The following is a 26,790-nucleotide window of genomic DNA, read 5'->3' on the forward strand; positions in this document are numbered from 1 at the left end:
CCTCTCGTCGGTTACGACTAGCCTACCACGTGGCCGAAGCCGGGTGTGATGGGCCTGTTGATGCGCTCGAGCAGCTCGGTCGCGTCCGCGCCCAGTATCCACTCGCAGAATCTTGCGAACGCCTCGCGCGAGCGCAGCCCCTCAAGATAGCGAATCGAGTCGCCAAGCTCCATCTTGCGCGGAGAATCCACCATCGCTATTCGGCGAGCGGACCCGTATCCGGAGGTGGTGAGGAACCCCAGCTCCCTGAAGACGGACACCCCGCACGACACGCCCTTCTCGTCCAGGCGCGAGCGCGGGTCCGTGTCGAGCGCGAACTGCGCGATGTCGGCGTTGGACGCCGAGAAGGACCCGTCGCCTCCCTCGGCGGCCGCCTGCGAGGCCAGGCTCCTCAGGGCCCGGTACAGCCTCACGAGGTCGTCGCGGCCCGGTGCCGCCGACGAGACGATCCTGTCGTTGATACGTGCGTCGCGCGCGCCAAACAGCAGGTAGATCTGGGCGTCGGCGCCGTCGCGGCCCGCGCGGCCGCTCATCTGGTTGAACTCCGTCGCGCCGAACGGCATGTGGTACAGCATCACGTTGCGGATGTCCGGCAGGTTCACGCCCTCGCCGAACGCGCTCGTGCTCACGATGCAGCACAGCTCGCCCGCGCGGAACGCCCCCTCCACGCGCAGGCGGTCCTGGCGCGAGAGGCCGGCGTTGTAGAACGCGATGCGGTGCGCGAGCTCTGGCACGCGCTGCCTGAGCATGCGCGCGAGCGAGACGGACTGCTCTCGCGAGTTGACGTAGACCACGGTCTTGAGGCCGCACGACACCACGTTCACGAGCACGGCCTCGCGGTCGCGGAGCTCGCGCAGGTCGCGCACGTGCAGGTTCTGCCTGACGGAGCGGTCGACCACCACGTCCTGCTCCGCGATGCCCAAAAGGCCGCAGATCCGGCGCGCCACGTCGTCCGTCGCCGTCGCCGTGACCGCGAGCGTCGTGGGATGGCCGAGCGCATCGAGCACCTGCGGCATCTGCGCGTACGCGCCGCGGCCGCCCTCGCCGGCGTGGTGCGCCTCGTCGATCACGAGGAAGGACACCCTTCCGCCCGCGGCGAGGCGGTCGCGGTGGATCGCGAGGAACTCGGGCGTCGTCAGCACGACGTCCACCTCGCCCGCGGCGAGCGCGTCGAACGTGCGGGCGCGCTCGTCCAGCGGCGTCTCGCCCGTGAGCACCCGCACGGTCATGCCCAGCCTCCCGAACGAGTCGGACAGGTGGTACGCCTGGTCCGCCACAAGGGCGCGCAGCGGGTACACGAACACGCTCGCGCGGTGGCGCAGCATCGCCTCGCGCGCGGCGTGGATGTGGAAGATGAGCGACTTGCCGCGTCCCGTCGCCATGATGGCGAGCGTGGACGCACCGCGACCGAGCTGCTCGAGGGCGAGCCTCTGGGCGTCGAGCAGCTCGTGCTCGCCGATCATGGTGCGCCTGAGCTCCTCTGTGAGCTCGGCCTCGGACAGCGTCTCGAGGTAGCCGCGCACGGCGCCGGCCGTCGCACGCGCGTCCTCGTCGCCGTCGGCGGCCGACGTGCGCTCCACCACGACGTTCACGCCGCGCGACGGCTTCTTCCCCGTGCCGCCCGTGACCTCGCTCACGCGCGCGGCGTACGTGGCGCCCGCGTCCATGAGCGGCGCGAGCGCTGCCGCGATCTGCCGGCGCAGGTAGCCAACCTGCGTGCCGTCCGCCGTCGTCACGGCGATGGCGTTCTCGTCGGCGGGGTTCTCCCTCTGGCGCACGAGGGCAAGCTCCTCTCCCCCGGCAAGCGACGCCGCGGCGGACTGGCGGTCGTCGAAGCTCACGCCCACGACCTTCGTCGAGAAGCACTTCGCCTCGGCGACGCCCGCGTACTCGTCGCGCGAGAGGATCTCGCCGGCGCGCGAGAAGAGCTCGTCGGCGAGGCCGTCGCCGTCCGCGGGCGCGTCGGGCGCGGGGTCGCGGTATACGATGTCGCGCACCATGAGCTTTGGCTTCGTCCTGCCCTGCCACGTCTCGCTCACGGGCTCGAACACGAGGTCGACCGCGCCGTCGCAGTCCACCGCGCGGTCGATGTGCGGCGTGCGGAACATGATGGCCGCGACGCTGCTCACGCCGTCCGTCGCGACGAAGCGCAGGTGGTTGCCCTTGCCGCCCACCTTCGCGCGGTTGCGCATCGTGACGCCACGCGTGCCGAACAGCGGCTTCTTGTTGCCCTGGCCAAACGGCTGCATCACCTCGAGCGCGTCGATGTTCGCGACCGTCATCTCGTCCAGGCCCACGAGCGCGGTTACCTCGCCGCGGTCCTCGAACTCCTCCTCGGGGAGCGCGTCCATCACGTCCTCGAGCGACTGCCTGAACGAGTCGAGGCCCGCGGCGTCGCACGTGACGCCGACGGCGCCCGCGTGCCCGCCGAAGCGCACGAGCTCGTCCGAGCACTGCTCCACCGCGTGGAACAGGTCGACCGAGCCCACGGAGCGGCCGGAGCCGCGGGCGATTCCGTCCGAGATGGAGAACAGGATCGCCGGCACGTGGTAGCGGTTGGTGATGCGGCTCGCGACGATGCCCTTCACGCCCTCGTGCCAGCCCTCGCCGCCCACGACGATGACGCGGCCGCCGTCGTAGGTGGCCTCGACCTTCGCCATCGCCTCGTCCGTGAGCTGCGCCTCGATCTCGCGGCGCTCCGTGTTCACCTGCTCCAGGCGGGCGGCCAGCTGCGCGGCGCGCGCGGGGTCGGACGTGAGCAGCAGGTCGAACGCGACGTCCGTCGTGCCCATGCGCCCCGCCGCGTTCAGGCGCGGTATGAGCGAGAAGGGCAGGTCGTCCGAGGTGATGGTCGCAAGGTCCACGCCGGCGGTCGCGGCGAGCGCCACGATGCCCGGGCGCCGGGTGTTGCGCATGCACGCGATGCCATCGGCCACGAGGGCGCGGTTCTCGCCCTCGAGGAGCATCATGTCGGATATGGTGCCAAGGGTCGCGACCTCCGTGTACGCGCGCCACAGCCCTGGCGCGCCCTTGCGGCGGCCGAGCTCCTGTGCGAGCTTCAGCGCCACGCCGGCGCCCGCGAGCTCGCGCGAGACGTTGTGCTCCTCGAGCTTGGGGTCCGTCACGGGAACGCCCTCGGGCACGAGCTCCGCCGGCTCGTGGTGGTCGGTCACGACGACGTCGATGCCCTGCGTCTTGAGCCAGTCGACCTCGGCCCTGGACGCGATGCCGTTGTCCACGGTGACGATGAGGTCCGGATGGCAGCCCTCGATGACGCGGGCGAGCGCGTCGCGCGAGAGGCCGTAGCCCTCGCCGAAGCGGTTGGGGATGTACGGCTGGACCTTCCCGCCGAGCTCGCGAAGCGCGAGCGTCAGAAGGCAGGTCGCGGACATGCCGTCCACGTCGAAGTCGCCGAAGACCGCGATGGACTCGCCGGCGTCGAGCGCGCGCTCAACGCGGTCCGCCGCCTCGCCCATCCCGGGGATGAGCAGCGGGTCGGCCCAGTCGCGCTCGAGCGACGGCGTGAGGAAGCGCCTGGCCTCCTCCACCGTCACGATGCCGCGGGCCGCGAGCGTCCTCGCGACGATGGCCGGGACGTGGCAGCCCTCCATGAGGGCGCGCTCCGCGGAGGCGTCCCCTGGCAGGATGTCCCACCTGCGGCTGTCAGCGAGCCCGGACACCCCTACTCAGCGTCCTTGGCGGCGACGGGCTCGGAGGGGGTGTCGACGGCGTCCCACCCGTACTTCTCCTCGAGCCTCTTCCACTTCTTCTCGCTCGTCTTCCAGATGGAGAGCAGCGGGCTCGCGACGGCGAAGCTCGAGTACGTGCCCAGAAGCTCGCCGACGAGCATGGCGAAGGCGAAGTCCTTCAGGGTCGAGCCGCCGAGCGCGAGCATGCAGACGACCGGCACCACGGTGGTGATGGTGGTGTTGATGGTACGGACGATGACCTCGTTGATGGAGAAGTTCGTGATCTGGTGGAACGTGCGGTGCACACCGTCCCTCAGCTGCTTCGCGTTCTCGTTCACGCGGTTGAACTCGACGACGGTGTCGTAGAGCGAGTAGCCCATGATGGTGAGGAGCGCCGCGACGACGTTTGGCGTGATGGGCGTCTGCGTCCACGCGTACACGCCGAGCGTGATCACGAGGTCGTGCAGGAGCGCGACGACGGCCGTGATGGACATCTTGAACTCGTAGCGGACGGAGACGAACGCGATGATGAGCGCGATGGCGATGCAGAACGCGAGCGCGGAGGAGCGCGTGACGTCCGAGCCCCAGTCCGGGCCGATGGTCGTGACGGTGTAGTTCTCGGACGTGAGGCCGAGCGCCTTCGCCGCGGCGGCCGCATGCCTGTTGGCCGTGGAGGGGTCCGTCGTGCCGGTGCGCACGAGGAAGCCGCTCTTGGCGTCGCTCACCGTGGTCTGGACGCTCGCGTCCTTCTCGCCCGCGTCTGACAGGGCGTCCCTCATCTGGGCGATGGTGACGCTCCCGGTGTTGGTGAAGTCAATCTCGGTGCCGCCCTGGAACTCGATGCCGAAGACGAGGCCGCGCGCGACGAGCCCCACGACGGCCAGGGCGACGAGGACGACGGACAGCCCGAGGAGCTGCCTCCTGTGCTGAATGAACGGAATCTCGTGGGCGAAGTGGCTACGCATTCCGGACACCTCCCTTCTTCGCCTGGGCATCCTGCCTGCGCTTTGCCTCCGCGAGGTCCTGGTCGACGCCCCAGAAGACGGGGTGGCGCTCGATGGTGCCGAGGGCGAGCAGGCGGAGCGCCGGCGCCTTGAAGCAGAACATGGTGATGACGTCGCAGGCGATGCCGAGGGCGAGCGTGAGGCCGAAGCCCTTGACGGAGCCGATCGCGAAGAGGAACAGCGCGAGGGCGGTCACGAGCTGCACGGCGTCCGCGTCGAGCGACGTCATGATGCCGTGCTTCGCGCCGGAGACGGACGCGGCGCGCACGCCGCGGCCCATGCGGATCTCCTCGCGGAAGCGCTCGAGCACGAGGATCGAGGAGTCCGCGGCGGAGCCCGTGGTCAGCACGACGCCGGCGAGGCCCGGCAGCGTGAGCGCGAACAGGCCGAAGTGCGAGAGCGTGGCGAGGATGCCGAGGTAGACGATGCCGAACACCGCGAGCGAGCCCAGGGTGAGCAGGCCGAGGCCGCGGTAGAACACGAACAGGTACACGACGACGATCGCGACGCCCACCGCGATGGCGACGACGCCCTGGGTGAGGGAGTCCTGGCCGAGCGTGGGGCCGACGACGCGGCTCTCGGAGTACTTGAGGGTGACGGGGAGCGAGCCGGAGTCGAGCACGGTCTTGAGGCTCTGGGCCTCCTTGAGCGTGAACTTGCCGGTGATGGAGACCTCGCCGCCAGAGATCTTGCTCTGGACGGCCGGCGCGGACTTCACGACGCCGTCCAGCACGATGGCGATGCGGCCGTTGGTGGGGGCGAGCTCGCCCGTGACGTCCGCGAACATCTTGCTGCCCGTGCCGTCGAGCTTGATGTTGACGGCGTAGTCGCCGGACAGCGAGTTGCCGGACTGCCCCACCTGCACGGAGTCGATGTGCGAGCCCGTCATGAACGGCGTGTACGTGCCGCTCTTGAGCTTGACGTCCTCCGTGCCGGCGTTGATCTTCGCGAGGGCGTCCGCGTCGCCTATCTCGTCCAGGCGCACGAACTCCAGAAGGCCGGTCTGGCCGATGGTCTTGATGGCCTGGTTCGCGTCGGTCGCGCCGGGAATCTGGATGAGGATGGACTTGTCGCCCTGCTTCTGGACCGTTGTCTCGGACGCGCCGAGCGAGTTCACGCGGTTCTGGACGATGGTGGTCGCGGTCGCCATGTCGTCGGCGGACGGGGCCGACCCGTCCGGCTTGCTCGCCGTCATGATGACGGACACGCCGCCGCGGATGTCGAGTCCCTGGGTGATCTTCTCGCCCACCGGCGTGAACGCGATGACGCACGCCACGAGCACGGCCAGCAGCACCACGAGCGTGGACGCGTAGCGCCTGCGGCGCGGGTCCGACTTCCTGCCCCGGCGCCCCTTGCGCGCGGCCTTGGGACGAGCCGCGCCCTCCGTCGCGTTCCAGCGGTCGACGCCGGAGAGGGACTCAGAGTTCTTCTTCTCTCGAGCCATAGCAAAGCCTTCTGTCTGTGGGGGCCGTGCCCCCGATTTATTCAACTTGTCCATAATAGCCCACTTGGCGGGCGGTCTACCAGTCCTGGGCGGCCGGAAGCTGGTCCCACTCGCTCACGAACTGGCCGTATCGGTGCTCCACGATGGCCTGGCGCGCGCGGCGCATGAGCTCGAGCAGGTAGTAGACGTTGTGCAGCGACAGCAGGATCGAGCCCACCATCTCCTTCTGCTTCACCAGGTGGTGGATGTAGGCGCGCGTGTAGCCGCCCGTGCACACCGGGCAGGTGCAGTCCGGGTCGATGGGGCCGTGGTCGTGCGTGAAGCGGGCGTTGCGGAAGTTGAGGCGTCCCTCGCTCGAGAACGCCGAGCCCATGCGCGCGGTCCTGGTGGGCAGCACGCAGTCGAACATGTCGATGCCGCACTCCACGCCGTGCACGAGCGTCGTGGGATTGCCGACGCCCATGAGGTAGCGCGGCTTGCCCTTGGGCATGTACTCGCTCGCGAGCGGCGCCAGCGACTCGAACATGGTGTCGTGGTCCTCGCCCACGGAGTAGCCGCCGATGCCGTAGCCGGGGAAGTCGCCGCACTCCTCGAGGTGGCGAAGCGACCTCAGGCGAAGGTCCAGGTCCATGCCACCCTGCACGATGCCAAACAGCGCCTGGTCGGCGCGGGTGTGCGCCCTGAAGCAGCGCTCGGCCCACATGCTGGAAAGCTCCACGGCGCGCTCCACGAACGGCCGCGGCGACGGGTAGCCGGGGCACTGGTCCAGCTGCATCACGATGTCCGCGCCGAGCTTCTGCGCGATCTCCATGTTCTTCTCGGGCGTCCAGAACACGTGGCGGCCGTCGTAGTCCACGGTCCTGAACTCCACGCCGTCGTTCGTGAGGCGCGTGAACTCGCCGTGGCTGAACACCTGGAAGCCGCCGGAGTCCGTGAGGATCGGGCGGTCCCAGCGCATGAACTCGTGCAGGCCGCCCATCTCGGCCACGAGGTCCTCGCCCGGCCTGTTGGCCAGGTGGTACGTGTTCGCCAGGACGATCTTGGCGCCCAGCCGCTCCAGCTGGGACGGCAGGATGCCCTTGACCGTGGCCTTCGTGCCGACGGGCATGAAGATGGGCGTCGGCACGTCGCCGTGGGGGGTGTGCAGCACGCCGGCGCGCGCGTGCGTCGTCGGGTCCTCTGCGACGACGTCGTAGGTGAACCAGCGGCTCTCTGGGGTCTGGGGTTCGCTCATGGGTGGGATTCCTCGCACTTCTCGTAATCTTTTACGCAGTCGAGGTTACCACCCGCGCGGCGCGCGGAGCGCCCTGACGGCCGGGGCCTATAGAAAAGCCCGACGCCCGCCGGCGGGGCGCGCAGGGCGAGAAGGGCGCGCGCTACCGGCCGATGCGAAAGCCGTCGGCCCCGTCCACCTCTATGTCTGCGGCGTAGAACTCCGTGAGCGCGCGGATGCCGTACGCGGTGTCCTTCACGCCCGCGGTCTCAAAGCTCGAGTGCATGGCCAGCTGCGCAAGGCCAAAGTCCACGGCGTGCACGCTCACCTGCATGTTCGAGAGGTTGCCCAGCGTCGAGCCGCCCGCGGAGTCGCTCCGGTTCGCGAACGTCTGCACGGGCACGCCCGCGCGGGCGCACACCTCCCTCAGCACGGCGCGGCTGAACGCGTCCGTCGTGTAGTGCTGGTTCGCGGCCTCCTTTATGACGATGCCGCGGTTCATGAGGGCGTGGTTCACCTCGTCCGTCTTCTCGCCGTGGTTTGGGTGGACGGCGTGGGCGTTGTCGCAGCTCACCAGAAACGAGGCGGAAAGCGCGCGGAGCAGCTCCTCCTCGCCCCTGTCCAGCGCGGCGTTCACGCGGCGCAGCACGTCGGCCAGAAACGTGGAGAGCGCGCCCTGCTTGGTGTTGGAGCCCACCTCCTCGTTGTCGAAGCACGCGAGTACGCTCACGTCGTGCGGGTTCCTAGCCGCGAGGAACGCCTTCAGCGACACGAAGTCGCACTGGAGGTCGTCCAGCTTGGGCGAGGACACGAACTCGTTCGCGAACCCCCAGACGCGGCCCTCCTGGCGGTTCACCAGAAACAGGTCCTTCGCCACGACGTCCGCGGCGTCCACGCCCAGCTCGCGCGCGACTATGCGGTCGAAGTCGCCGCGGCGAAGCGCGCCCGCGCTCACAAGCGGGCACAGGTCCACCTGGCGGTTAAGCTCCACGCCCTTGTTGACGTCGCGGTTCATGTGGATGGCGACGTTCGGAATCAGCAGCACGTCGCGGTCCACATAAAGCAGGCGGCTCCTCACGGCGTCGCCCTCGCGCACCAGCACGCGGCCCGCGACGGAAAGCGGGCGGTCGAGCCACGTGGAGTCGATCATGCCTCCGTAGCCCTCCACGTTCAGGCGCAGGTACTCGCCCGGGCCCGCAAGCTCCGGCACGGACTTCACCTTGTACGTGGGGGAGTCCGTGTGCGAGGCGCACATCTGGAAGTGGTAGCGGTCCAGGTCCGCGCCCACGCGCCACGCGATGAGGCTCGAGCCGTTCCGCACGGTGTAGTACGTGCCGCCGCGCTCGAGGCGCCACGCCTTCCCCTCCGGCAGGTACGTCGCGCCCGCGCGGTCAAGGTAGTCGCGGATCGTCGCGACGGAGTGGAACATGCTCGGGCTCCGCCGGATGAACTCCACCAGCTCGCGGGACGTGGCCACGTCCTCCCGAGTCACCTCGCGCTCCCGCGCCTCCCCCAGGTCCCTCGTCTCCTCGCCCAGCGCATCGTCCTGCATAGCCGCTCCCATCCTGCCAAGTCCTACAGACGTCCGTGTGACCAGTCGAGTATACGCGCATCCGCACCCCTAGCCCCCCGGCGCGCTACCATGGGTGGGGACGCGCGCGAGAAGGGCGCGCGGCCGCACCCGCTCGAGCGCGCATAGAGGAGGCACAGTGCCACGCTTTCTGTTCGCATCGGATTCCCTCAAGGGCACGCTGAGCTCCGCCCAGACGGCAGAGCTCCTCGCTGCTGCGGCGCGGCGGCACTTCCCCGGCTGCCGCACGCGGGCTGTCCCAATGGCCGACGGCGGCGAGGGCACCGCGCAGGCGCTCGCCCTCGCGCAGGGCGGCCGCATGGTGCGGGCGGCGGCGCACGACGCCCTCGGCAGGCCAATCGCGGCCTCCTACGCGCTCCTTCCCCACGGCCGCGCCGTGATAGAGATGGCCGCGGCGGCGGGGCTGCCCCTCGTTGCGCCGGCGGAGCGCGACGTCGAGGCCGCCAGCACCGCGGGCGTGGGCGAGCTTATAAGCGACGCACTCGACCACGGCGCGCGCGACGTCACCATCGCCCTCGGCGGCAGCGCCACGAACGATGGCGGCATGGGCTGCATGCGCGCGCTGGGGTTTCACCTGCTTGGCGCCGGGCGAGAAGAGCTTGCCGGGCGTGGCGGCGACCTCGCGCTGGTCCGCGCCATCGACCGCTCCCACGCGGACGCGCGCCTTGGGCGGACGAGCTTCACCGTTATGTGCGACGTGGACAACCCGCTTCTGGGCCAAAGTGGCGCCACGCGCACGTTCGCCCCGCAGAAGGGCGCGGACGCCGCGTGCGTCGAGCGGCTGGAGCGCGGCATGGCGAACTACTGCCGCGTGCTCCGGCGCACGTTCGGCGCGAGCTTCGACGTCCCCGGTGCCGGCGCCGCCGGCGGCATGGGTGCCGGCTGCCTGGCGTTTCTGGGCGCCCGCGCCGAGCCGGGGATCGAGCGGGTGCTCTCGCTCGTGGGCTTCGACCGGCTGCTTCAAGACGCGGACCTCGTGGTCACGGGCGAGGGCCGCCTCGACGCCCAGACGGCGCACGGCAAGGTCGTGGCCGGCATCGCCGCCGCGTGCGCCCGCGCGGGCGTGCCATGTGTGGCCGTCGTCGGCTCCGTGGAGCCCGGTGCCACGCCGCCGACGGGCGTCACGGCGGTCTTTCCCACCACAAGCGGCCCCATGACCCTGGACTACGCGCTCGCCCACGCCACCGAGCTCTATGCCCAGACGGCGGAGCGGCTCTTCTCGGCCCTTGCCGCAGGCGCCCGCCTTGGCGCGCGCGAGTCCACGCCGTCGGCCTCGCCCATGGCCATGCCCGCACCGGACCCGGCGCCGGCTCGCCGCGCGGTGCCGCCGCGCTAAACTGCTACCCTAGGGAGACCGACCCGCCACGCCGCGACGGAGGCGCGGCCGGCAGAGCCTCACCGTCGCACGTTAGGACAACGCATGAACCTCGCACAGGCCATCGAGCACGCAAACGCGCTGGCGTTTCCCGGCTTCCTCGTGGATGACCAGTCCCTCACGGACGAGCGCCGCAAGAACGAGGAGGCAATCGGCCTGCTGCTCGACGCCTGGAAGAGCGCGCCGGCCGGCCAGGAGCCGTTCTCGTTCTCACTCATCCAGTCGCTGGCCGATCAGAACCGCGTCATCTGCGACAAGTACGGAGCGGCGCGCCTGCGCAACGACTCCAACGACTTCAGCCTCGCGCGAAGGCTCTCGGACGAGGACCTCGTGCGCTCGGTCGCCGCCATGCAGCACAGGCCGGTGGCGGACGTCGCGGCGTCGGCCGGGCCGCTGCTGCAGGACCTGGGCGTCGCGTACACGGAGGCGCCGGTCAGCGGCACCGTCATGGGAATCGACCTCGAGACCACGGACCGCTACCCGGACCGCGGCTACATCATCAACCTGGGCATGGAGTTCATGGACCTTGCGCCCAAGGCGAAGCCGCACGACGGCCACACCGCGTACTTCGGCATACCGTCCCTGTACCAGGAGGCGGGCGTCCCCCTGAGCGACATCCACCACATCACGTGGGACGACCTCGCGGGCAAGCCGGCGTTCCGCGACGCCCGCCGCGAGCAGGAGGCCCTGCTGACGGCGTTCAAGGCGTTCCCCATCATGGCTCACAACGCCGCGTTCGAGGACTCGTGGCTCACGTTGCACCTGGACGGCTACGCGGAGGCGCGCAAGGCCGGCCAGATCGTGGTGATAGACTCTCGCGACATCTGCCGTCGCGTGGACCCGGACTACAAGACCCTCCCACACGACTCGCGCCCCGCCGCGCTGGAGAGCTGGGCAAGGCGCCGCGGCGTCCTCTCCGGCGACGAGGCGGAGGTCCACCTGGGCCTCGATGACGTCGACCTCATGTTCAAGACGGTCCAGGCGGAGTTTGCCGAGCGCAACATGTTCAAGTAGCGCCGGCCGCTAGTCCACGAGCACCGCGTCGCGGCCAAACACGTACACGCGCGTCTCCCACGGGCGCAGCGTCAGCTGGTTCGCGTCGTCGGCCTCCGAATCCGTCACGTAGTAGTTCGAAAGCGCCAGTACACCGTCGCCCAGGTCGCCGTACGTGTCCGGAACGCGAAACGTCACGGGCTCGTCGGAAAACGAGCACATCACCAGCAGCCGCGACCACGTGGACTCCCGCGCGTACACGTACAGCCTCGTGCTCGCGCGCTTGAACTCGTGGTACCTGCCGCTGCGCACCACGGGCAGAAGCCTGCGCAGCCGTATGGCGTGCCTATAGAAGTTCAGGGGCGACATCAGGTCCTCGTCCTCCGCCGCCACGTTCACCTCCGTGTAGTTGGGGTTCACGGCGACCCACGGCGCCTTCCGGGCGTCCCCCGGGCAGAAGCCCGCGTCCTTCTCGCCCGTCCACTGCATGGGCGAGCGCGCGTTGTCGCGCCCGGCGCGGTTCACCAGGGCAAGCGCGTCCTGCGGGGACTTCCCGCCCTCGACCATGCGGCGGTAGTGCGCGTGGGCCTGAGGGTCCGGCACCAGGTCGATGGAGTCGAAGCTCACGTTGGTCATGCCCAGCTCCTGCCCCTGGTACACGAAGGGCGTGCCCTTCTGGAACAGGTAGCTCGCGGCGAGCGACGACGCGGACTCCGCGCGGAACGCCTTGCTGCCGTAGCGGCTCACCACGCGCGGGTGGTCGTGGTTCTCGAGGTACAGCGCGCACCAGCCGCACTCCCCCAGCGCCTCCTGCCACTGCGCGTACGCGCGCTTCAGCCTGCGCAGCGAGAACGGGCGCGGCAGATACTCCGTGTACAGGCAGTCCGCCTGCATGTGGTCGAAGCCTATCACCAAATCGAGCGGGCGCTCGCCGCGGCGGGCGGCCGTCAGCCCCAGCGCCTTGCGCGCGCCGAGCATGGGCGCCTCGCCCACCACCACGCAGTCGCGTGAGTCCAGCACGTCGCGGCGGAACTGCATGAGGTAGCTCCGCAGGCGCGGCCCGCAGTTGTACAGGCGCAGCCCGCGCGCGCCCGGCAGCCCCAGCACGTCGCTCGGTAGGCCCTTGGGCTTGCTCACGAAGGTGATCACGTCCTCGCGGAAGCCGTCCACGCCGCGGTCCAGCCAGAAGCGCATCACGCCCTCCACCTCGTCGCGGACGGCGGGGTTGTCCAGGTTCAGGTCCGGCTGCGCCGCGTCGAACGTGTGCAGGTAGTACTCGTCCAGCGACTCCACGTACTCCCACGCGGACCCGCCAAGCAGGCTGTCCCAGTTGTTGGGCGGCACGCGCCGGCCCCTGCGGTCCACGCCCCCTTTGCGGAAGAAGTAGTAGTCGTGGTACGGAGATTCCGCGTCCGCCAACGCCTGCCTAAACCACTCGTGCTCGCTGGAGGTGTGGTTTATCACCAGGTCCATGACCACCTTCAGGTCGCGCTCGTGCGCGGCGGCAACCACCTGGTCAAACACGTCCAGGTCGCCGTACGCGGGGTCGATGTCGCGGTAGTCGCTCACGTCGTAGCCAAAGTCCGCGTTCGGGGAGGGGTACAGCGGGCTGAACCAGATCCCGGTCACGCCCAGCGACTTCACGTAGTCCAGCTTCCGCAGCACGCCCCACAGGTCTCCCACGCCGTCGCCGTTTCCGTCGCAGAAGCTGCGCGGCCAAATCTGGTAGAAGACCATGTCCTTGTACCAGTCCGTCCGAGCCATGGACCCTCCTATGCACACGCCCGCGCACGCGGCGCGGGCAATCTCGTCCTTCCCATCATTTTGAGTCCGCCCCCAAAAAACGCAAGGCGTCCCGACATAAAAAGGGGCGAGAAGAACGTGTCCTTCTCGCCCCCAACCTCTTATCTAGCGGAGCCAGTCCGCATGACCGTTAGTGTGGTATCCCTCCTTGATTGGCCGCCCCCTACCGGGGTGCGGCATCTCCTGCGGGAAAGCCCGGGCCCCTGCCCGGTTCAATCAGAACTTTGGTCTCACCCTCTTGCCAGCACCGCGACGCGCGGGACGCGATCCTATCCCTCAGAGCGAGTGGCCGCCCTCGCAGCCAGCTACAGGCTCGTAAAGAATCCCTACAGGGTCAAGGCGTGCCACGCCGTTTCGTCATCTTCCGGGCAAGCGCGAAGCCTGACGAGTGGCCCGCCCGCACGTCTGCCTTCCGAATCCTGGCTCGAAGCCCACTATCTGGACCAAAACCGCGGTGCCCAAACGCTACCGCATGAAAAAGAAGCTAGAGGTCCATGGGCAGACGCACTGGATGGCATTCATCTAGGCCCATTGGACTCACCTCCAAAGCTCGAGGCCGCCGCTCACGTTCCGACGTCCTTCTGCAACTGTTGTTAGTCTACCCACTCGCGCGCAATCGATACGTCGCGACGGCGTGGAATTTAACTTTTCCCGCATGCCTTCGGAAACCCTCCGGAAACGCCGCGACCAGCTTGCTAGCGGGGCTTCCGGTGCGTCAGGTGCCAGCCGCCGCACAGCTCGCAGCGATACGCGTACAGCTGCGGCGCGTCCTTGCGCCTCGAGCCGCGGCTCGCGGCCTTCTGGGCCTCCGCCTTCGACTCGAAGCGCCGCTTGCGCTCGCACGCGTGGTACGCGTGGTCGTGTACCATGCCCTCGTCCGTGGCCTGCCCGTGTATCACGCGACCCGCCGTCGGCCTCCCCTTGCGCCGTGCCTCCGCGGAAGACGACCTCGTCACTTTCCCGCCTCCGCGCCGTCGCGCTGCGCCTTGCGGCCCTCGCCGACCTTCACCTTTAACTTCCGGCCCTTCTCGGCGCCCTTGTCCTTGCGCTTCCCGGCGCCCTTGTCCTTCTTGCCCCTGTGCTTCTTGTCCTTCTTGTGCTTCTTTGGCTTGCCTTCCCCCTTGCGTCCGCCCTTGCCGGGCCTGCCACGCCGCTCCCCCGCGGCAGGCACGTCTGGGTTCCACGCCTCGTGCAGCGTCCTGCTCATCACGTCCCACGGCAGCTCCATGTCGCACCAGAAGCTCATCTGCAGCACCCACAGCTGCACCGCGCGCGCAAGCTCCACGAACGCCTCGTACGTCTCCGCGCCCTCCAGGTAGCTCGCGGCCTCCGCCAGGATCAGCCGCGTGTCCACCATGTGCGCCGAGCTCCCAAACACGTCCGAGAAGAACCGGCACTGCTCCGCCGCGACGGCGCGCAGGGTCCTGACGCCGCCGTTCTTCTGGCGCGCCATGCGCATGAGCACGAGGAGCATGTCCGAGAGGTTCACGAGCTCGCCCCAGGCATACGCCCATACGCCCAGCTCGCGGCCGGTCGTCGCGTTTCGCTCCACCATGTCGTCAAGCTCGACGGGGCGCTCGAGCCATATCTCGCGCAACAGCGCCTCGAAGCGCGCCACCGCGGGCGCGGCGACGCGCCTCGGCGTGGTCGCGGGACCAAGGTGCCGCTCCGCCCCCGTGGCGTCGTCGCGCTCCACCACCTCGCAGCGCAGGCGCGCCCCCTGGCGGCGCCACACCCTCGCGTACAGCTCCTGGAACGCCGGCAGGTCGTCGGGCCTCACCTGCGCCACCTTCGCCCCCGGCGCAAACTGCTCCATCCTCTGCGTGAAGATGCAGACGGCGCTCCAGTCGTTGTAGAACGTCACGTCACCGGGGAGCGTCTCCTCCTGCACGTTCTGCTCGTCCCAGTAGTCGCTCGCCGGGGTCGCGAACGTGAGCTCGCCGTAGCATACGTCGGCCGCAAAAAGAACGGACTCGAAGCCTCCCGCACGCTCGAGCGCCGCGACGGCGCCCGGCGCCTCGCCCTCGCACAGGTCCGCGTACAGCGCCTGCCCGTCGATCGTGATCTTCAGTCGCTTCGACATGTGGCTCCCCTCTCCGTCAGCCCGTGACACGCCGCGTGGATGACTAGTTTAGAGCACGACGATGCCTAGCGCCGCGTCATTCCACGGGCGGCGTCCGCCACCCGCGCCCCGATGCACCGCAGCCCCTCCCGCGCAAGCGAAAGGGAGCCCCCGCCTGCGTCGAGGCGGGGGCTCCCCATTGGGGGCGCGCATGTCGTCGCCCGGGACGTCACGGCACCGGCCGCGACGCCCTGGGCACAGGTCGCCGCTACTACTTCTGCCAGCCGATGTCCTCGGAGCGGACGCTCTGGTACAGGGCGGGGCCGTAGTTCGCAAGGCCCTTCTTCGTCACGACGACGTCTGCGCCGGCGTAGACGGGGATGAAGCCGTAGGACTCCATGGCCTTCTTCTCGGCCTTGTTGAGGGCCTTGATCTGCTCGTCGTGGTCCTCGATCTCGATGACCTTGCCAAGCTCCTCGTCGAGCTCCTTGGAGCCCAGGTGCGTGAAGTTGGACGCGGAGTCCTTACCGTAGATCTGCGGACCGTTCCAGGAAGAGGTGGCCGTGGAGACCCAGCCAAACAGGGTGGCGTCCCAGTTACCGCTGGTGAGGACGTCGGAGAACTCGGACGCGGGGTGGTTGTCCTCGCTCACCTTCATGCCGGCGTCCTTCGCCATCTTGATGACGGCGGCGGCGCGGTTCTTGACGGTGTTGGAGTCGCCGAACGTGGTGAAGCTGAAGGAGACCTTCTTGCCGTCCTTCTCGTAGTAGTCGCCCTTGAGCTTGTAGCCGGCCTTCTCGAGGGTCTTCTTCGCGGCGGCGGTGTGCGACGCGGCGTCCTTCAGGTCAGAGACGTCGGACGGCATGCAGTTCTCGTAGCCGTCGGCCCAGATCGGGGTCAGCAACGAGCCCGGCGTCTCCTCCTTCCAGTTGACGCCCTGGTAGACGACGGAAAGGATCGTCGGCATGTACAGGCACTGCGTGAACGCCTTGCGGACGGCCTTGTCCTTGAGGGCACCACGGGTGCTGTTGAGCTCGATGTTCGCGACGGAGGCGGAGTCGGAGCGACGGACCTCTGCGTCCTTCATGTCCAGGAAGTTCGAGAGCATCTCCTTGGAGCCGCTCTGCGCGGTGCCCGTGGCGTCGATCTCGCCGTTCTTGAAGGCGTTGAACAGCGCCTGGGAGTCCATCTGCTTGAAGGTGACGGAGTCGAGCTTCGGCTTGTCGCCCCACCAGTTGGGGTTCGGGACGAACTTGCACTGCGTGGTGTCGAAGGACTCGATCTTGTACGGGCCGTAGCCCCAGTCGTCGGAGTGCGGGTTGTTGTTGAAGCTGTTGTACTTGTCGTAGTCCGTGGCATCCGGGTGCAGGACGTAGGTGAAGAGGAGCTCGGCGGGATAGACCGGGTCCTTCATCGTGATGACGACGTCGTAGTCGGTGTCGCCGCGCTCGACGGACTCGATGCGGTCGTAGCCGTCGGTCGCAGCCGGGGTGTAGTGCTCGTCGGAGCCGTTCATGACGGTCCAGACGGCCTTGTAGGCACGGTAGTCGATGGGCGTGCCGTCGTTGAAGCGCGCCTTGTCGTTCAGCTTGTAGTGGACGACCTGCTTGCCGTCCTTCTCGTCGGTGCTGGCCTCGGTGATGAAGTCCGGGTTAGGCTCGAACTTGGATGCGGTGGCGTCGGTCAGGAAGATGTAGGTGGGCATGTAGAAGTCCCACAGGTTGTGCATCTCCTGAGTGTTTCCGTCAACGGACAGGTAGTTCCAGGCGGGACCGATCTCGCCGGAGGGGAGCACCAGCGTGCCGCCGTCCTTCACGTTGTCACGCTTCTGCGGGTTGTTGTAGACCTTGCCCTTCTTGGGAAGCGGCAGCTTGTCGAGCGGGGTGTTCGCCGGGGTGCCGTTCTGGGGCTCCGCGGAGACGGCCTTCGCGCCGTCGGAGGAGTCGCTTCCCCCGCCGCAGCCGACGAGGCCGAGGCCCAGGATCGCGGCCGCGCTGCCGCTCAGCCCAAAGAACGAGCGACGGGAAAGGTTAGACATGGACATATCGAATCTCCCTATTCCTTCTATGCATGCCTGCAGTTACGCGCGCCCATGGTGCGACGCGCAAGCTGAAACTAGCACTAAGCATACCAATATTTGAAAGAGAAATGGAAAAAATTCCGCTATTGTGCAAACGAAAAGCACCTTAGCAGTCAACTGCCAAGGTGCCTCTCATCAGCCCTTTAACCTCGCGACATGCATGAAGCTGCCTTCGCAAGAAGGACATTTCATTTCTATTCTTACCTGTTCGTCCAGAGCGTCACCTAGGGCTTCTACCCACGGCGCGTGAGGCTCGACGCGCTCACGAGCTCACCGTCCCTGTACACGAGGCGCTCGCGCGTGCGCTCGACCTTCGGGTCCGGGATGGGGATGGCCGAGAGCAGGGCCTTCGTGTACGGGTCCTGCGGGTTCGTGAATACGTCCTCGGTCTCGCCGTACTCGACGATCTTGCCCAGGTGCATCACGGCGACGGTGTCCGAGATGTGCCTGATGACCGCGAGGTCGTGCGCCACGAACAGGTAGCTGATCTTCAGCTCGGTCTGCAGGTCCTCCAGCAGGTTTATGATGCCGGCCTGGATGGAGACGTCCAGCGAGGCGATGGGCTCGTCCAGAAGCAGGATCTTCGGGCTCGTGGCAAGCGCCCTCGCGATCGCTATGCGCTGGCGCTGGCCGCCGGAGAACTGCGACGGGAAGCGGTCGACGTAGTCGGGGTTGATGCCGACGAGGCTCATGAGCTCGCCGATGCGCCTGTTGATGTCGCCCTTCTTCCAGCCCTGCGCCTCGAGCGGCTCCGCGAGCACGTCGTAGATGGGCATGCGCGGGTCGAGGGAGCTCATGGGGTCCTGGAAGATGACCTGCAGGTCGCGCCTCAGCTCTCGGCGCTCGCGGTTGTTCCTGAGGTCCGCCGTGTTCTTGCCGAGGACGGTGATGCTGCCGTTCTCCGGCTTCACGAGGTCCATGATCTGCATGAGGGTCGTGGACTTGCCCGAGCCGGACTCTCCGACGAGCGCGAGCGTCTCGCCCTCGTGGATCTTGAACGAGGCGTGGTCGACGGCGGTCATCGTGCCCTTGTTCCTGCGAATGAGGCCCTTGCCCTGCACCGGGAAGGTCTTCACGAGGTCCTTCACCTCGAGCACGACCGGGCGCTGGTCGCGGGGGACCTCCGCCCACTTCGGGTTCAGCGGCTCGAGGTCGGGATAGACGTCCTCGAACGTGAGGCCCTTCTCGCGGATCTTGTCCATCCAGTGGCAGGACACGAGGTGTCCCTCGGAAGGCTCGATGGGCAGGAGCTCCGGCTCGGCCTGGGCGCACTCGGGGGTCGCCATCGGGCAGCGCGGGTGGAAGGGGCAGCCGGTCGGGATGGCGGCGAGCGAGGGCGGGTTGCCCTTGATGGGCACGAGGCGCGTGGTCGCGGCGACGTGGGGCTTCGGCACGGCGCCGAGCAGGCCCATGGTGTACGGCTGCGACGGCTTCGCGAACACGGTGTCGATGCTCGCGCGCTCGACGGCGCGCCCGGCGTACATGACCATGACGTCGTCCGCGGAACCCGCCACGACGCCGAGGTCGTGGGTGATGAGGACGACGGCCGCGCCGGTCTCCCGCTGGGCGACCTTCAGGATGTCCAGGATCTGGGCCTGGATCGTCACGTCGAGCGCCGTGGTGGGCTCGTCCGCGATGATGATGTCCGGGTTGTTCGCGATGGCGATGGCGATGACCACGCGCTGGCGCATGCCACCGGAGAACTCGTGCGGATAGGCGTCGAGCCTGTCCTCGGGGTCCGTGATGCCCACGAGCTCGAGAAGCTCGATGCAGCGCTTGCGGACGTCCGCCTTGTGCATGCCGGGGTTGTGGATGAGCAGCGCCTCGGCGAGCTGGTCGCCGATGGAGAACATGGGGGTGAGCGCGGACAGCGGGTCCTGGAAGATCATCGAGATCTTCGTGCCGCGGTACTCGGACATCTCCTCGTCAGTCTTGCCGAGGAGCTCCTCGCCCCTGAGCCTGATGGAGCCGGTGACGTGGGCGTTGTCGTCCAGCAGCCCGATGAGCGACAGGGCCGTGACGGACTTGCCGGAGCCGGACTCGCCGACGATGCCGAGGGTGCGGCCGCCCCACAGGTCGAAGTTCACGCCGCGGACGGCGTGCACGACGCCCGCCTCGGTGTTGAACGAGACGTGGAGGTCGCGGACGCTCAGGACGGGGTCGCCGGTCGGCGCGCCCTTGGGGCCGTTGGACTCCAGGAGCTCGTAGCGCAGGACCTCGTCCGCGGCCATGGTGTTTTCGTTCTTCTCTGCCATTGGTGTCTCCGTTTACTTCTGGTCGCCGTCGTCGTCAGTATCGTCGTCGACCGAGCCCGCGGCGCGGGAGTAGGGGTCGAACGCGTCGCGCAGGCCGTCGCCGATGAGCTGCATGCTCACGCACAGGACGACGAGGACCAGCGACGGGATGAGGACGATCCAGGGACCCGACAGCATCGCGGAGGAGCCCTGCGAGAGGATGAGGCCGAGCGAGGTGTCCGGCGACTTGATGCCGAGGCCGAGGAAGCTGTACGCGGTCTCGGAGTTGATGCCGGCGATAACGCCGAGGACGGTGTCGATGATGAGGATGGAGCCCAGGTTGGGGATGAGGTGGCGGACGATGATCCTCATGGGGTGGACGCCCATGTACTTGGCGGCCTTGACGTAGTCGCGCTCGCGCAGCGACAGCGCCATGGTGCGCAGCGTCCTGGCGTAGCCGATCCAGCCGAACGCCGTCAGGCCAAGGATGAGGACGAGCCAGCCGGTCGCGCCGGAGGCGGCGCGGACAATCATGGCGACCAGGAGGAAGCTCGGGATGACGAGGAGCATGTCGAGTATCCACATGCCGACCTTCTCGCCCCAGCCGCGCACGTACGCGATGGCCGTGCCGATGACCGCGGCGATGACCATGGTGAGGAGCGCGTAGGAGATGCCGATCACGAGCGAGCGGCCCAGTCCGTGCGCGACGCACGCGAAGAGGTCGAAGCCTCCGCCGTCCGTGCCGAACCAGTGCTGGGCGTTCGGCGGCACGTTGATGGCCGCGAAGTCGGGCTCGGTGTAGTCGTACGGGCACACCATGGGACCGATGACGGCGATGAGCACCATGACGCCCAGGACGATGAGTCCTGCGATGGCGCTCTTCTGCCTAAAGAACCTGCGGGCGATGAGTCCCGCGTAGCTGATGCGCTTGACCTCGCCGGCGCCGGCCGCGTCTGCCTGAAGCTCGAGCTCGGCGTTGGTGAGCTTCCTGCTCTCGTTCTGCTCTTCCATTGCCATCTCCTTAGCTCATCTTGATTCGCGGATCGAGCGCTGCGGCGAAGAGGTCCGCCAGGAGCGCGCCCGCCAGGGTGCAGACGCCGCTGAACGCTGCGACGGCGACGGCACCGTGGATGTTGTTGCCGTTGATGGCGTTGATGAAGTACTCGCCCAGGCCGTGGATGGCGAAGATCTTCTCGGTCATGACGGCGCCGGTGAAGATGCCCGCGATGGAGAACGCGACGTTCACGGACGTGGGGATGAGGGAGGCGCGCAGCGCGTGCTTGCGGATGGCCTGCTTGCGGGTGAGGCCCTTCGCGCGTGCGGTGCGCACGTAGTCCGCGTGCATCTCGTCCAGGAGGTACGTGCGCTGGTTCAGGTGGTAGCCGACGGCCGAGATGATGGTGAGCACGATGGTCGGCAGGATCATGTGCTGCAGGAAGTCCAGGAACTCAAGGAACACGTTGCCGCCGGTGTAGCTCTGCAGGCCCGTGACGTAGAAGATGCGCGTTCCGGCAGCGCTGTTGATCTCGATCGCGAAGAACACGACGAGGATCGCGAGGACGACGGTCGGTATGACCAGGAACACCGACGCGACGCCGCTCCAGAACCTGTCCTGCCAGTGGTACTGCCGCTGCGCCGTGTAGACGCCGAGGCTGACGCCGATCGCGATGGACAGCACGGTCGGGAACAGCATGAGCTTGACGGAGGCCCCGATGCGTCCCGACATCTCCTGGTTGACGCTGCCGCCCTGGGGAGTCATGCCCCAGTCGAACTTGGTGAAGATGCCGCCGAGCCACTTCTGGTAGCGCTCCATGATGGGCGTCTTGTCGTTGAGGTTCGCCCTGTCGAGCGACGCCTCGATCGACTCCTGCGGCGGACGGGGCGTCCGCGACTCGTAGTTCGAGCGCGGGCTCATGAAGGACGAGGCCAGAAAGTACGTGAGCGACGTCGCGACGAAGATCATCACTACGTAGTTCAGGACTCGCTTGGTGATGTACCAGACGAACCGTGCCATTGGTGCTCCTTGATCGGTGTCCCAGCGCCCCCTTCGCGCACAAGTCGCCCGCGGAGCTCGCGGGTTCGGTCTGCAATGCAGGGGGTGCCCTCTGAAACGGTCGCGTGGCCCCAGGTCCGTCAAGCCCTGGGTTCAAGGCGGCCGTCATCGCGCCCCCGTCGCCCGCCTTATCCGGACGGCCTAAAGGCACAATGGGCTTGATAGTATCATTGCAGGCGTGTTACTTATCTGTATCTTGCACCAAACTTGGAGATTTCAAGTAAAAAACTGACGAGAAGAGCCACAAAAAGCGGCCCCGACCTGCACCTTGCAGGCCAGGGCCGCCTTTGCGGAAGAATCTTCCTTTGTTACAGCCTCATTACGTCGCCGGAGCGAGCCTTCGCCCGCCCCGGGCGGCGCGCGCTACATGAGCTCCGTGATCTCGCGCGCGAACTTCGCCGGGTCCTCCACGGGCAGGCCCTCCACCAGAAGCGCCTGGTTGTACAGGATGTCACCCATAATGGCAAGGCGCTCCTTGTCGCCCTTCGCGGCCTGGAGCTTGCCAAACACCGGGTGCTTCGCGTTAAGCATCAGCACGCGGCTCGCCTTCGGCGCCTGGCCGGCCTCCGGGGACTGCTGCAGGCGGCGCTCCATCTCGAGCGAGACCGGGCCCTCGGCCGTGACGGTCGCCGGCGTGTCCTCGTCCAGGTTCGCGGAGACCTTCACGTCCGCGACCCTGCCGTCCAGGGCGTCCTTCAGCTCGCCAAACAGGTCCTTGTTCTCCTCGGTGGCCTTCTCGGCCTCCTTCTTCTCGTCCTCGCTCGCGAGGTCGAGGTTCGCGTCGGCGACGTTCTGCAGCTCGAGGTCGCGGGCCTCGGTGCCCTTGTGCTCGGAGTCGCCCGCGACGGCGTCCACGTGGTAGCTGCGCAGGAACTGGAACATGAACTCGTCCACGTCCTCCGTGCACAGCAGCACGTCGTAGCCGTGGGAAAGCGCGCTCCTCACGGCAGGCGTCTGCGCCAGGAGCTCGCGGGTCTCGCCGGCGGCATAGTAGATCTTCTCCTGCCCCTCGGCCATGCCGGAGACGTACTCCTTGAGCGTCACCATCTTCTCGTCGCGCGCGGACCAGAACAGCAGGAGGTCCGCCAGCTCGTCGGCCTTCGAGCCGTAGCTGTTGTAGATGCCAAACTTCAGGCCGCGGCCAAAGTTCTTGAAGAACTTCTCGTACGCCTCGCGGTCGTTGTCGCGCATGTCCTCGAGCTCGGCGGTCACCTTCTTCTCGATGCGGCGTGCGATGGCGCGGAGCTGCGAGTTCTGCTGCAGCGTCTCGCGGCTGATGTTCAGTGTGACGTCCGGCGAGTCCACGATGCCGTGCACGAAGTTGTAGTAGTCGGGCAGCAGGTCCGCGCACTTCTCCTGGATGAGCACGCTGGAGCTGTACAGCGCGAGGCCCTTCTGGTAGTCCTTGCTATACAGGTCGAACGGCGCGACGCTCGGGATGAACAGCAGCGCGTCGTAGCTGATGGCGCCCTCGGCGTGGAAGCTCAGCGTGCGCAGCGGCTTCTCCCAGTCGTGGAACGTGGAGGTGTAGAACTCGTCGTAGTCCTTCTGCTCCACCTCCGACTTGCGCTTCTTCCAGATGGGCGTCATGGAGTTGAGGGTCTCCAGCTCCTGGTAGTCCTCGTACTCCGGCTTGTAGTCGTCCGGCTTGGGGTCGGGCGCCGGCTTCTGGCGGCTCTTCGTCACCATCATGCGCACGGGGTAGCGCACGTAGTTGGAGTACTGCGTCACGAGCTCGCGGAGCTTCCACTCGCTCAGGAACTGGTCGGTGTCGTCCTCCTCCGTGGAGTCGCGCAGGAACAGCGTGATCTGCGTGCCGTGGGCGCGCTCGCCGCGCAGGGCCTCGGGCAGGTCGGCCTCGGCCACCTCGTCGATCGAGTAGCCGCTGACGCCGTCGGACTCCCAGGAGTGCGCGACGTCCTCGCCAAGGGCGCGGCTCACGACGCGCACGCGCTTCGCGACCATGAAGCTCGAGTAGAAGCCCACGCCAAACTGGCCGATGATGTCGACGGCGTCGCCCTGGGCGTCCGCGTTCTGGCTCTTGAACTCCTGCGAGCCGGAGTGCGCGATCGTGCCCAGGTTCTTGTCGAGCTCGTCCGCCGTCATGCCGATGCCGTTGTCCGCCACGGTGATGGTGCGGGCGTCCTTGTCGAATGACAGGTCGATCGCGAGCTCCTCGTCCACGCGCTTCGACTCGTCCGTCAGGCCCTCGAAGCTCAGCTTGTCCAGGGCGTCGGACGCGTTCGAGATCAGCTCCCTCAGGAAGATCTCCTTGTTGGTGTAGATGGAGTTGATCATCAGGTCCAGGAGCTTCTTGCTCTCGGTCTTGAACTGCTTCATGGCAGGCTTCCCTTCCGCGCGGCATCGTGTCTTGCGGGCGCCGCCGCACGGCAGCGCCCCGTTGTGTACAGGTATGTGGATACCCCAAGCAAGATATCGTATACGCGCCAAAACAGAAAACCTATGCCGCACGCGCTTAGGTCTGCGCGGGCGAGAAGAACGCGCCGCCCCGGCCGCGGCACCGCCGTGCGCTCGCGGGCGCGGCGCGGCTACCTGCGCAGGTCCCGCGCCGTCAGCCCCAGGCGGGCGAGCAGCGCCTCGCCGCGGACGACGGGCGTCCCCAGCTCGCGGGCGCGGCGCAGCTTCGCGGTCTCGCGCCCGGCCGCCGGGTCAAGCTCCACCAGCATGGTGACGCGCCTCGTCACTCCCCTGCTCAGCCGGGCGCCGTGCAGAAGCGCGAGCACCTCCATGTCGCGCTTCGGCAGGTCGTAGCTGTTGCCTGTGAAGCACAGCAGCTCGCCGGCGAGCTCTTCTCCCCTGGGGCCCTGGTCCAGGTCGCCCACGCACAGCCGGCGGGAGCCCGCGTCCCTAAGGATCGCCTGGTAGCAGTCGCTCGTGGCAACGGCGTCCGCCCACGCGCGGTGCGCCTGCGGGTTGCTCACGCCGTAGTGGCCGCAGATCGCCGCGAGGCTCGCGGGCTTTCCCACCAGCTCGCGATAGAGCACCATGGTGTCCACGAAGCCGTTTCGCGTGGGCGACGCCACGCGCTGCCGGGCGGCGGCGCGCTCCAGGAGCACGTTGTCGAACGCGGCGATGTTCTGCCCCACCAGCGCGAAGTCCTCCGCAAAGCGGCAGAACGCCGCAAGCGCCTCCGCCTCGTCCGGGGCGCCTGCCAGCATGGCGTCCGTGATGCGGTTCACGGCCCGGGCGCCCGGCTCCATGCGCACCCCCGCGGGGAGCGCGACGAAGGTGTCGAACTTCTCGTCCTCCCAGCCGTCGATCACGCGGACAGCGCCGATCTCCACGATGCGCGCGTCCGGGCCCAGGCCCGTGGTCTCGAGGTCGTAGCACACGTAGCTGCGCGGGAGGTCGGCCACGTCCACGTGGCACGGCCTTGGCCGGTATGTCATGCGTGCCTCCCCTCGCCGCAGCGGTCGCCCACCACAGTCTACGCCGTGACGACCACCATGACGGTGATGAGCACAAAGCCCAGGAGCTCCGCGGGCGAGAAGGTCGTGGACGTGAGGACCACGGAGCTCACCGCAGACGTGAGCTGCTCGGACGTGCTCAAAAGCGTCGTCCGCACCGGGCCGACGCGGTGGAGGCCCGCCATGAACAGCGCCCCGGCGCCAAACGTGCCCACAAGCACGGAGAACGCGAGAAGGGCCCAGTCAAGCGGCTGGTACGAGAGCGTTGGGCCCGGCACCCACGGCCTCGCCACCGGCAGGAGCAGCGCGCCCGCCACGAGAAACCCCACCGCGTTCACCACGAGGCTCCCCCAGCGCCTGACGTAGCCCTCCGTCAGAAGCGACTCCGACGCCTGGCCCATGGCCGTGAGCAGGCCCAGCGCCAGGCCGGCCGCGGGCATCACGAGCGTCGTGGGATTGCCGCCCGTCGCCATGAGGTACGTGCCCGCAACCGCGAGCACGAAGCACAGAGCCTCCGACGCGAACGGCAGCCTCCGCTCGCGCACGCAGATGACCGCGAGCGTCATGGGCGCGCCCAGGCTCTGCATCACCGTGGCCGTCGCCGCGTTCGTCACGGCGACGTTCGCGAAGTAGCTCGCGTTCAGCACCAGGTAGGCCATCACGCACATGACGAGCACGCGCGCGAGCTCCGCGGGGCGCGCCAGCGAGCGGAGGGCCCCGCGCAGGCGGTCGGGCGTCGCCACCGCGGCGCAGCAGAAGAACACGGCGGACCCCAGGAGCATCTTCACGTCCGTGAGCCACACGGCGTCCGTGCCGGTGCGGTCCATGAGGAGCTTCGTGACGGTGCCGGAGAGCCCCCACAGGCTCGCCCCGGCAAGCACCATGGCGGTACCTGCAACCACACGCCCCCTGCGCGCCCGGGCAGCAGTTGCGCCCCGCTTTTCCAACGTATCAGTCATGCAACCATCCCACCGCATCGCTACCGCACGAACACCAGGGCGTCCGCCGTCGAGCGCGACTCGTCCAGCGCGTAGCCGCGGCCGCGGTACCCCACGAGCTCGCCCACGTCCTTAACGCCGCGCTCCGCGCACCACCGCACGAAGTCGCCGCGCGCGGCCTTCGCCTCCGTCGCGCGCTGCACGAAGGCGCCGTCCGACGGCCGCACCTGCCCAAACCGGCACGTCACCACGGGCACCTCGCCCATGTGCGGCACTACGGCGCGCGCGTACTCCACAGACGCCACGTTCACCAGCGCGTCGCAGCCCTCCTGCAGAAGCCGCGCCGCCAGCGAGTCGCCCCACCACGCATACAGGTCCCCCGCCGCGGGAAGCCCCAGCTGGGGGCAGGCCGGCACGGCAAGGCGCTGCGCCATCTCCAGCCTGTACGGCACCACGGCGTCCAGCGGGCGCAGCACGCCAAAGAACGCGGAGAGTATCCGCAGGTGGCGCTGGAGGTACGCCAGCTGTCCCGCGTCCATCACCTGCGCGGCAAGGTGCTGGTAGGCGATGCCGCGATACGACGCCGCGGCAGAGCTTCCGCGCGCGAGCAGGCCGTCCAGGTCCATGCGCGCGTGGCGCGGGCACATGTCGCGCGCGATCGCGTCCGAGCAGCGCCACAGCGCCTGGAGCTCCGCCGGCGGCATGTGCCGCATGACGTCCGCAAGGTGGCGCGTGCGGTCCAAGAGCGCCGGCTCCGCCGTCGGCAGCGGCTCGCCCCCGTCCTCCGCCATGCGCTTTGCTGGCGAGAGTATGAACATGAGCGGCATCGCGCCCTCCCTTGGTATGCTTGCAGGGCCACGCAGACCACCCGCGCACAGACACG

General features: G+C 68.2%; 18 protein-coding genes. 2 read left to right on the top strand and 16 right to left on the bottom strand.

From position 1 onward, the window contains the following. Window positions 1–17 precede the first annotated feature (17 nt). The 5 genes from recJ to ACTQWE_RS07260 all read right to left on the bottom strand — a co-directional run bounded on the left by recJ (window position 18) and on the right by ACTQWE_RS07260 (window position 8,902). Window positions 18–3,680 (bottom strand): single-stranded-DNA-specific exonuclease RecJ, encoded by a 3,663-nt coding sequence (gene recJ, locus ACTQWE_RS07240; RefSeq protein ID WP_441856163.1) that lies wholly within the window; start codon window positions 3,678–3,680, stop codon window positions 18–20. 2 nt (window positions 3,681–3,682) lie between these two features. Beyond that, a complete protein-coding gene (secF, locus tag ACTQWE_RS07245; RefSeq protein WP_441856164.1) occupies window positions 3,683–4,654 on the bottom strand; it encodes a protein translocase subunit SecF in 972 nt (323 codons plus the stop codon). Continuing rightward, window positions 4,647–6,137 (bottom strand): protein translocase subunit SecD, encoded by a 1,491-nt coding sequence (gene secD, locus ACTQWE_RS07250; RefSeq protein WP_441856165.1) that lies wholly within the window; start codon window positions 6,135–6,137, stop codon window positions 4,647–4,649. Before secD ends, secF begins: the two co-directional genes overlap by 8 nt. Before the next feature lie 76 nt (window positions 6,138–6,213). Further along, window positions 6,214–7,371: a tRNA guanosine(34) transglycosylase Tgt gene (tgt, locus tag ACTQWE_RS07255; RefSeq protein ID WP_170104523.1), complete on the bottom strand. Its 1,158-nt coding sequence runs from the start codon at window positions 7,369–7,371 to the stop codon at window positions 6,214–6,216. Window positions 7,372–7,513: 142 nt separating this feature from the next. Next, the gene (locus ACTQWE_RS07260; protein WP_441856167.1) at window positions 7,514–8,902 is read right to left on the bottom strand and encodes a M18 family aminopeptidase; all 1,389 of its coding nucleotides are present in this window, start codon (window positions 8,900–8,902) and stop codon (window positions 7,514–7,516) included. A gap of 157 nt (window positions 8,903–9,059) precedes the next feature. Here ACTQWE_RS07260 and ACTQWE_RS07265 point away from each other — a divergent pair, with 157 nt between their 5' ends. Further along, window positions 9,060–10,277, top strand: a complete 1,218-nt coding sequence (locus tag ACTQWE_RS07265) for a glycerate kinase family protein (protein WP_441856168.1) — start codon at window positions 9,060–9,062, stop codon at window positions 10,275–10,277. An 84-nt stretch (window positions 10,278–10,361) separates the two neighbouring features. Then, a complete protein-coding gene (locus ACTQWE_RS07270; protein WP_441856170.1) occupies window positions 10,362–11,330 on the top strand; it encodes a 3'-5' exonuclease in 969 nt (322 codons plus the stop codon). Between the two features lie 9 nt (window positions 11,331–11,339). On the opposite strand, the gene ACTQWE_RS07275 is transcribed toward ACTQWE_RS07270, so the two are convergent. From ACTQWE_RS07275 to ACTQWE_RS07325, 11 genes are all read right to left on the bottom strand, one after another. Continuing rightward, window positions 11,340–13,073 carry an alpha-glucosidase gene (locus tag ACTQWE_RS07275; RefSeq protein ID WP_441856172.1) on the bottom strand — a complete coding sequence of 578 codons (1,734 nt, stop codon included), beginning with the start codon at window positions 13,071–13,073 and terminating at the stop codon, window positions 11,340–11,342. A 734-nt stretch (window positions 13,074–13,807) separates the two neighbouring features. Then, complete coding sequence (locus ACTQWE_RS07280) at window positions 13,808–14,068, bottom strand: hypothetical protein (protein WP_170104518.1); 261 nt, start codon at window positions 14,066–14,068, stop codon at window positions 13,808–13,810. Further along, on the bottom strand, window positions 14,065–15,195 hold the full coding sequence (locus ACTQWE_RS07285) for a hypothetical protein (protein WP_441856174.1): 1,131 nt from the start codon (window positions 15,193–15,195) through the stop codon (window positions 14,065–14,067). Before ACTQWE_RS07285 ends, ACTQWE_RS07280 begins: the two co-directional genes overlap by 4 nt. Before the next feature lie 250 nt (window positions 15,196–15,445). Then, window positions 15,446–17,218 carry an ABC transporter family substrate-binding protein gene (locus ACTQWE_RS07290; protein WP_206109872.1) on the bottom strand — a complete coding sequence of 591 codons (1,773 nt, stop codon included), beginning with the start codon at window positions 17,216–17,218 and terminating at the stop codon, window positions 15,446–15,448. A 269-nt stretch (window positions 17,219–17,487) separates the two neighbouring features. Continuing rightward, window positions 17,488–19,509, bottom strand: coding sequence for a dipeptide ABC transporter ATP-binding protein (locus tag ACTQWE_RS07295; protein WP_439794093.1), 2,022 nt, complete (start codon window positions 19,507–19,509; stop codon window positions 17,488–17,490). Between the two features lie 12 nt (window positions 19,510–19,521). Further along, entirely contained in the window at window positions 19,522–20,499 is a 978-nt protein-coding gene (locus ACTQWE_RS07300; RefSeq protein ID WP_441856177.1) for an ABC transporter permease, read from the bottom strand. 10 nt (window positions 20,500–20,509) lie between these two features. After that, the gene (locus ACTQWE_RS07305) at window positions 20,510–21,502 is read right to left on the bottom strand and encodes an ABC transporter permease (RefSeq protein ID WP_170104514.1); all 993 of its coding nucleotides are present in this window, start codon (window positions 21,500–21,502) and stop codon (window positions 20,510–20,512) included. Between the two features lie 402 nt (window positions 21,503–21,904). After that, window positions 21,905–23,881 carry a molecular chaperone HtpG gene (htpG, locus tag ACTQWE_RS07310; protein ID WP_441856180.1) on the bottom strand — a complete coding sequence of 659 codons (1,977 nt, stop codon included), beginning with the start codon at window positions 23,879–23,881 and terminating at the stop codon, window positions 21,905–21,907. A 209-nt stretch (window positions 23,882–24,090) separates the two neighbouring features. Continuing rightward, complete coding sequence (locus ACTQWE_RS07315) at window positions 24,091–24,951, bottom strand: exonuclease domain-containing protein (protein ID WP_441856181.1); 861 nt, start codon at window positions 24,949–24,951, stop codon at window positions 24,091–24,093. A gap of 38 nt (window positions 24,952–24,989) precedes the next feature. Then, entirely contained in the window at window positions 24,990–25,871 is an 882-nt protein-coding gene (locus ACTQWE_RS07320; protein WP_441856182.1) for a DMT family transporter, read from the bottom strand. A gap of 77 nt (window positions 25,872–25,948) precedes the next feature. After that, complete coding sequence (locus ACTQWE_RS07325; RefSeq protein WP_441856184.1) at window positions 25,949–26,734, bottom strand: YaaA family protein; 786 nt, start codon at window positions 26,732–26,734, stop codon at window positions 25,949–25,951. Window positions 26,735–26,790: the final 56 nt, after the last annotated feature.

Origin of the sequence: Parafannyhessea sp. LCP19S3_B1, from assembly GCF_052121955.1 — a bacterium.
GTDB lineage: Bacteria > Actinomycetota > Coriobacteriia > Coriobacteriales > Atopobiaceae > Parafannyhessea.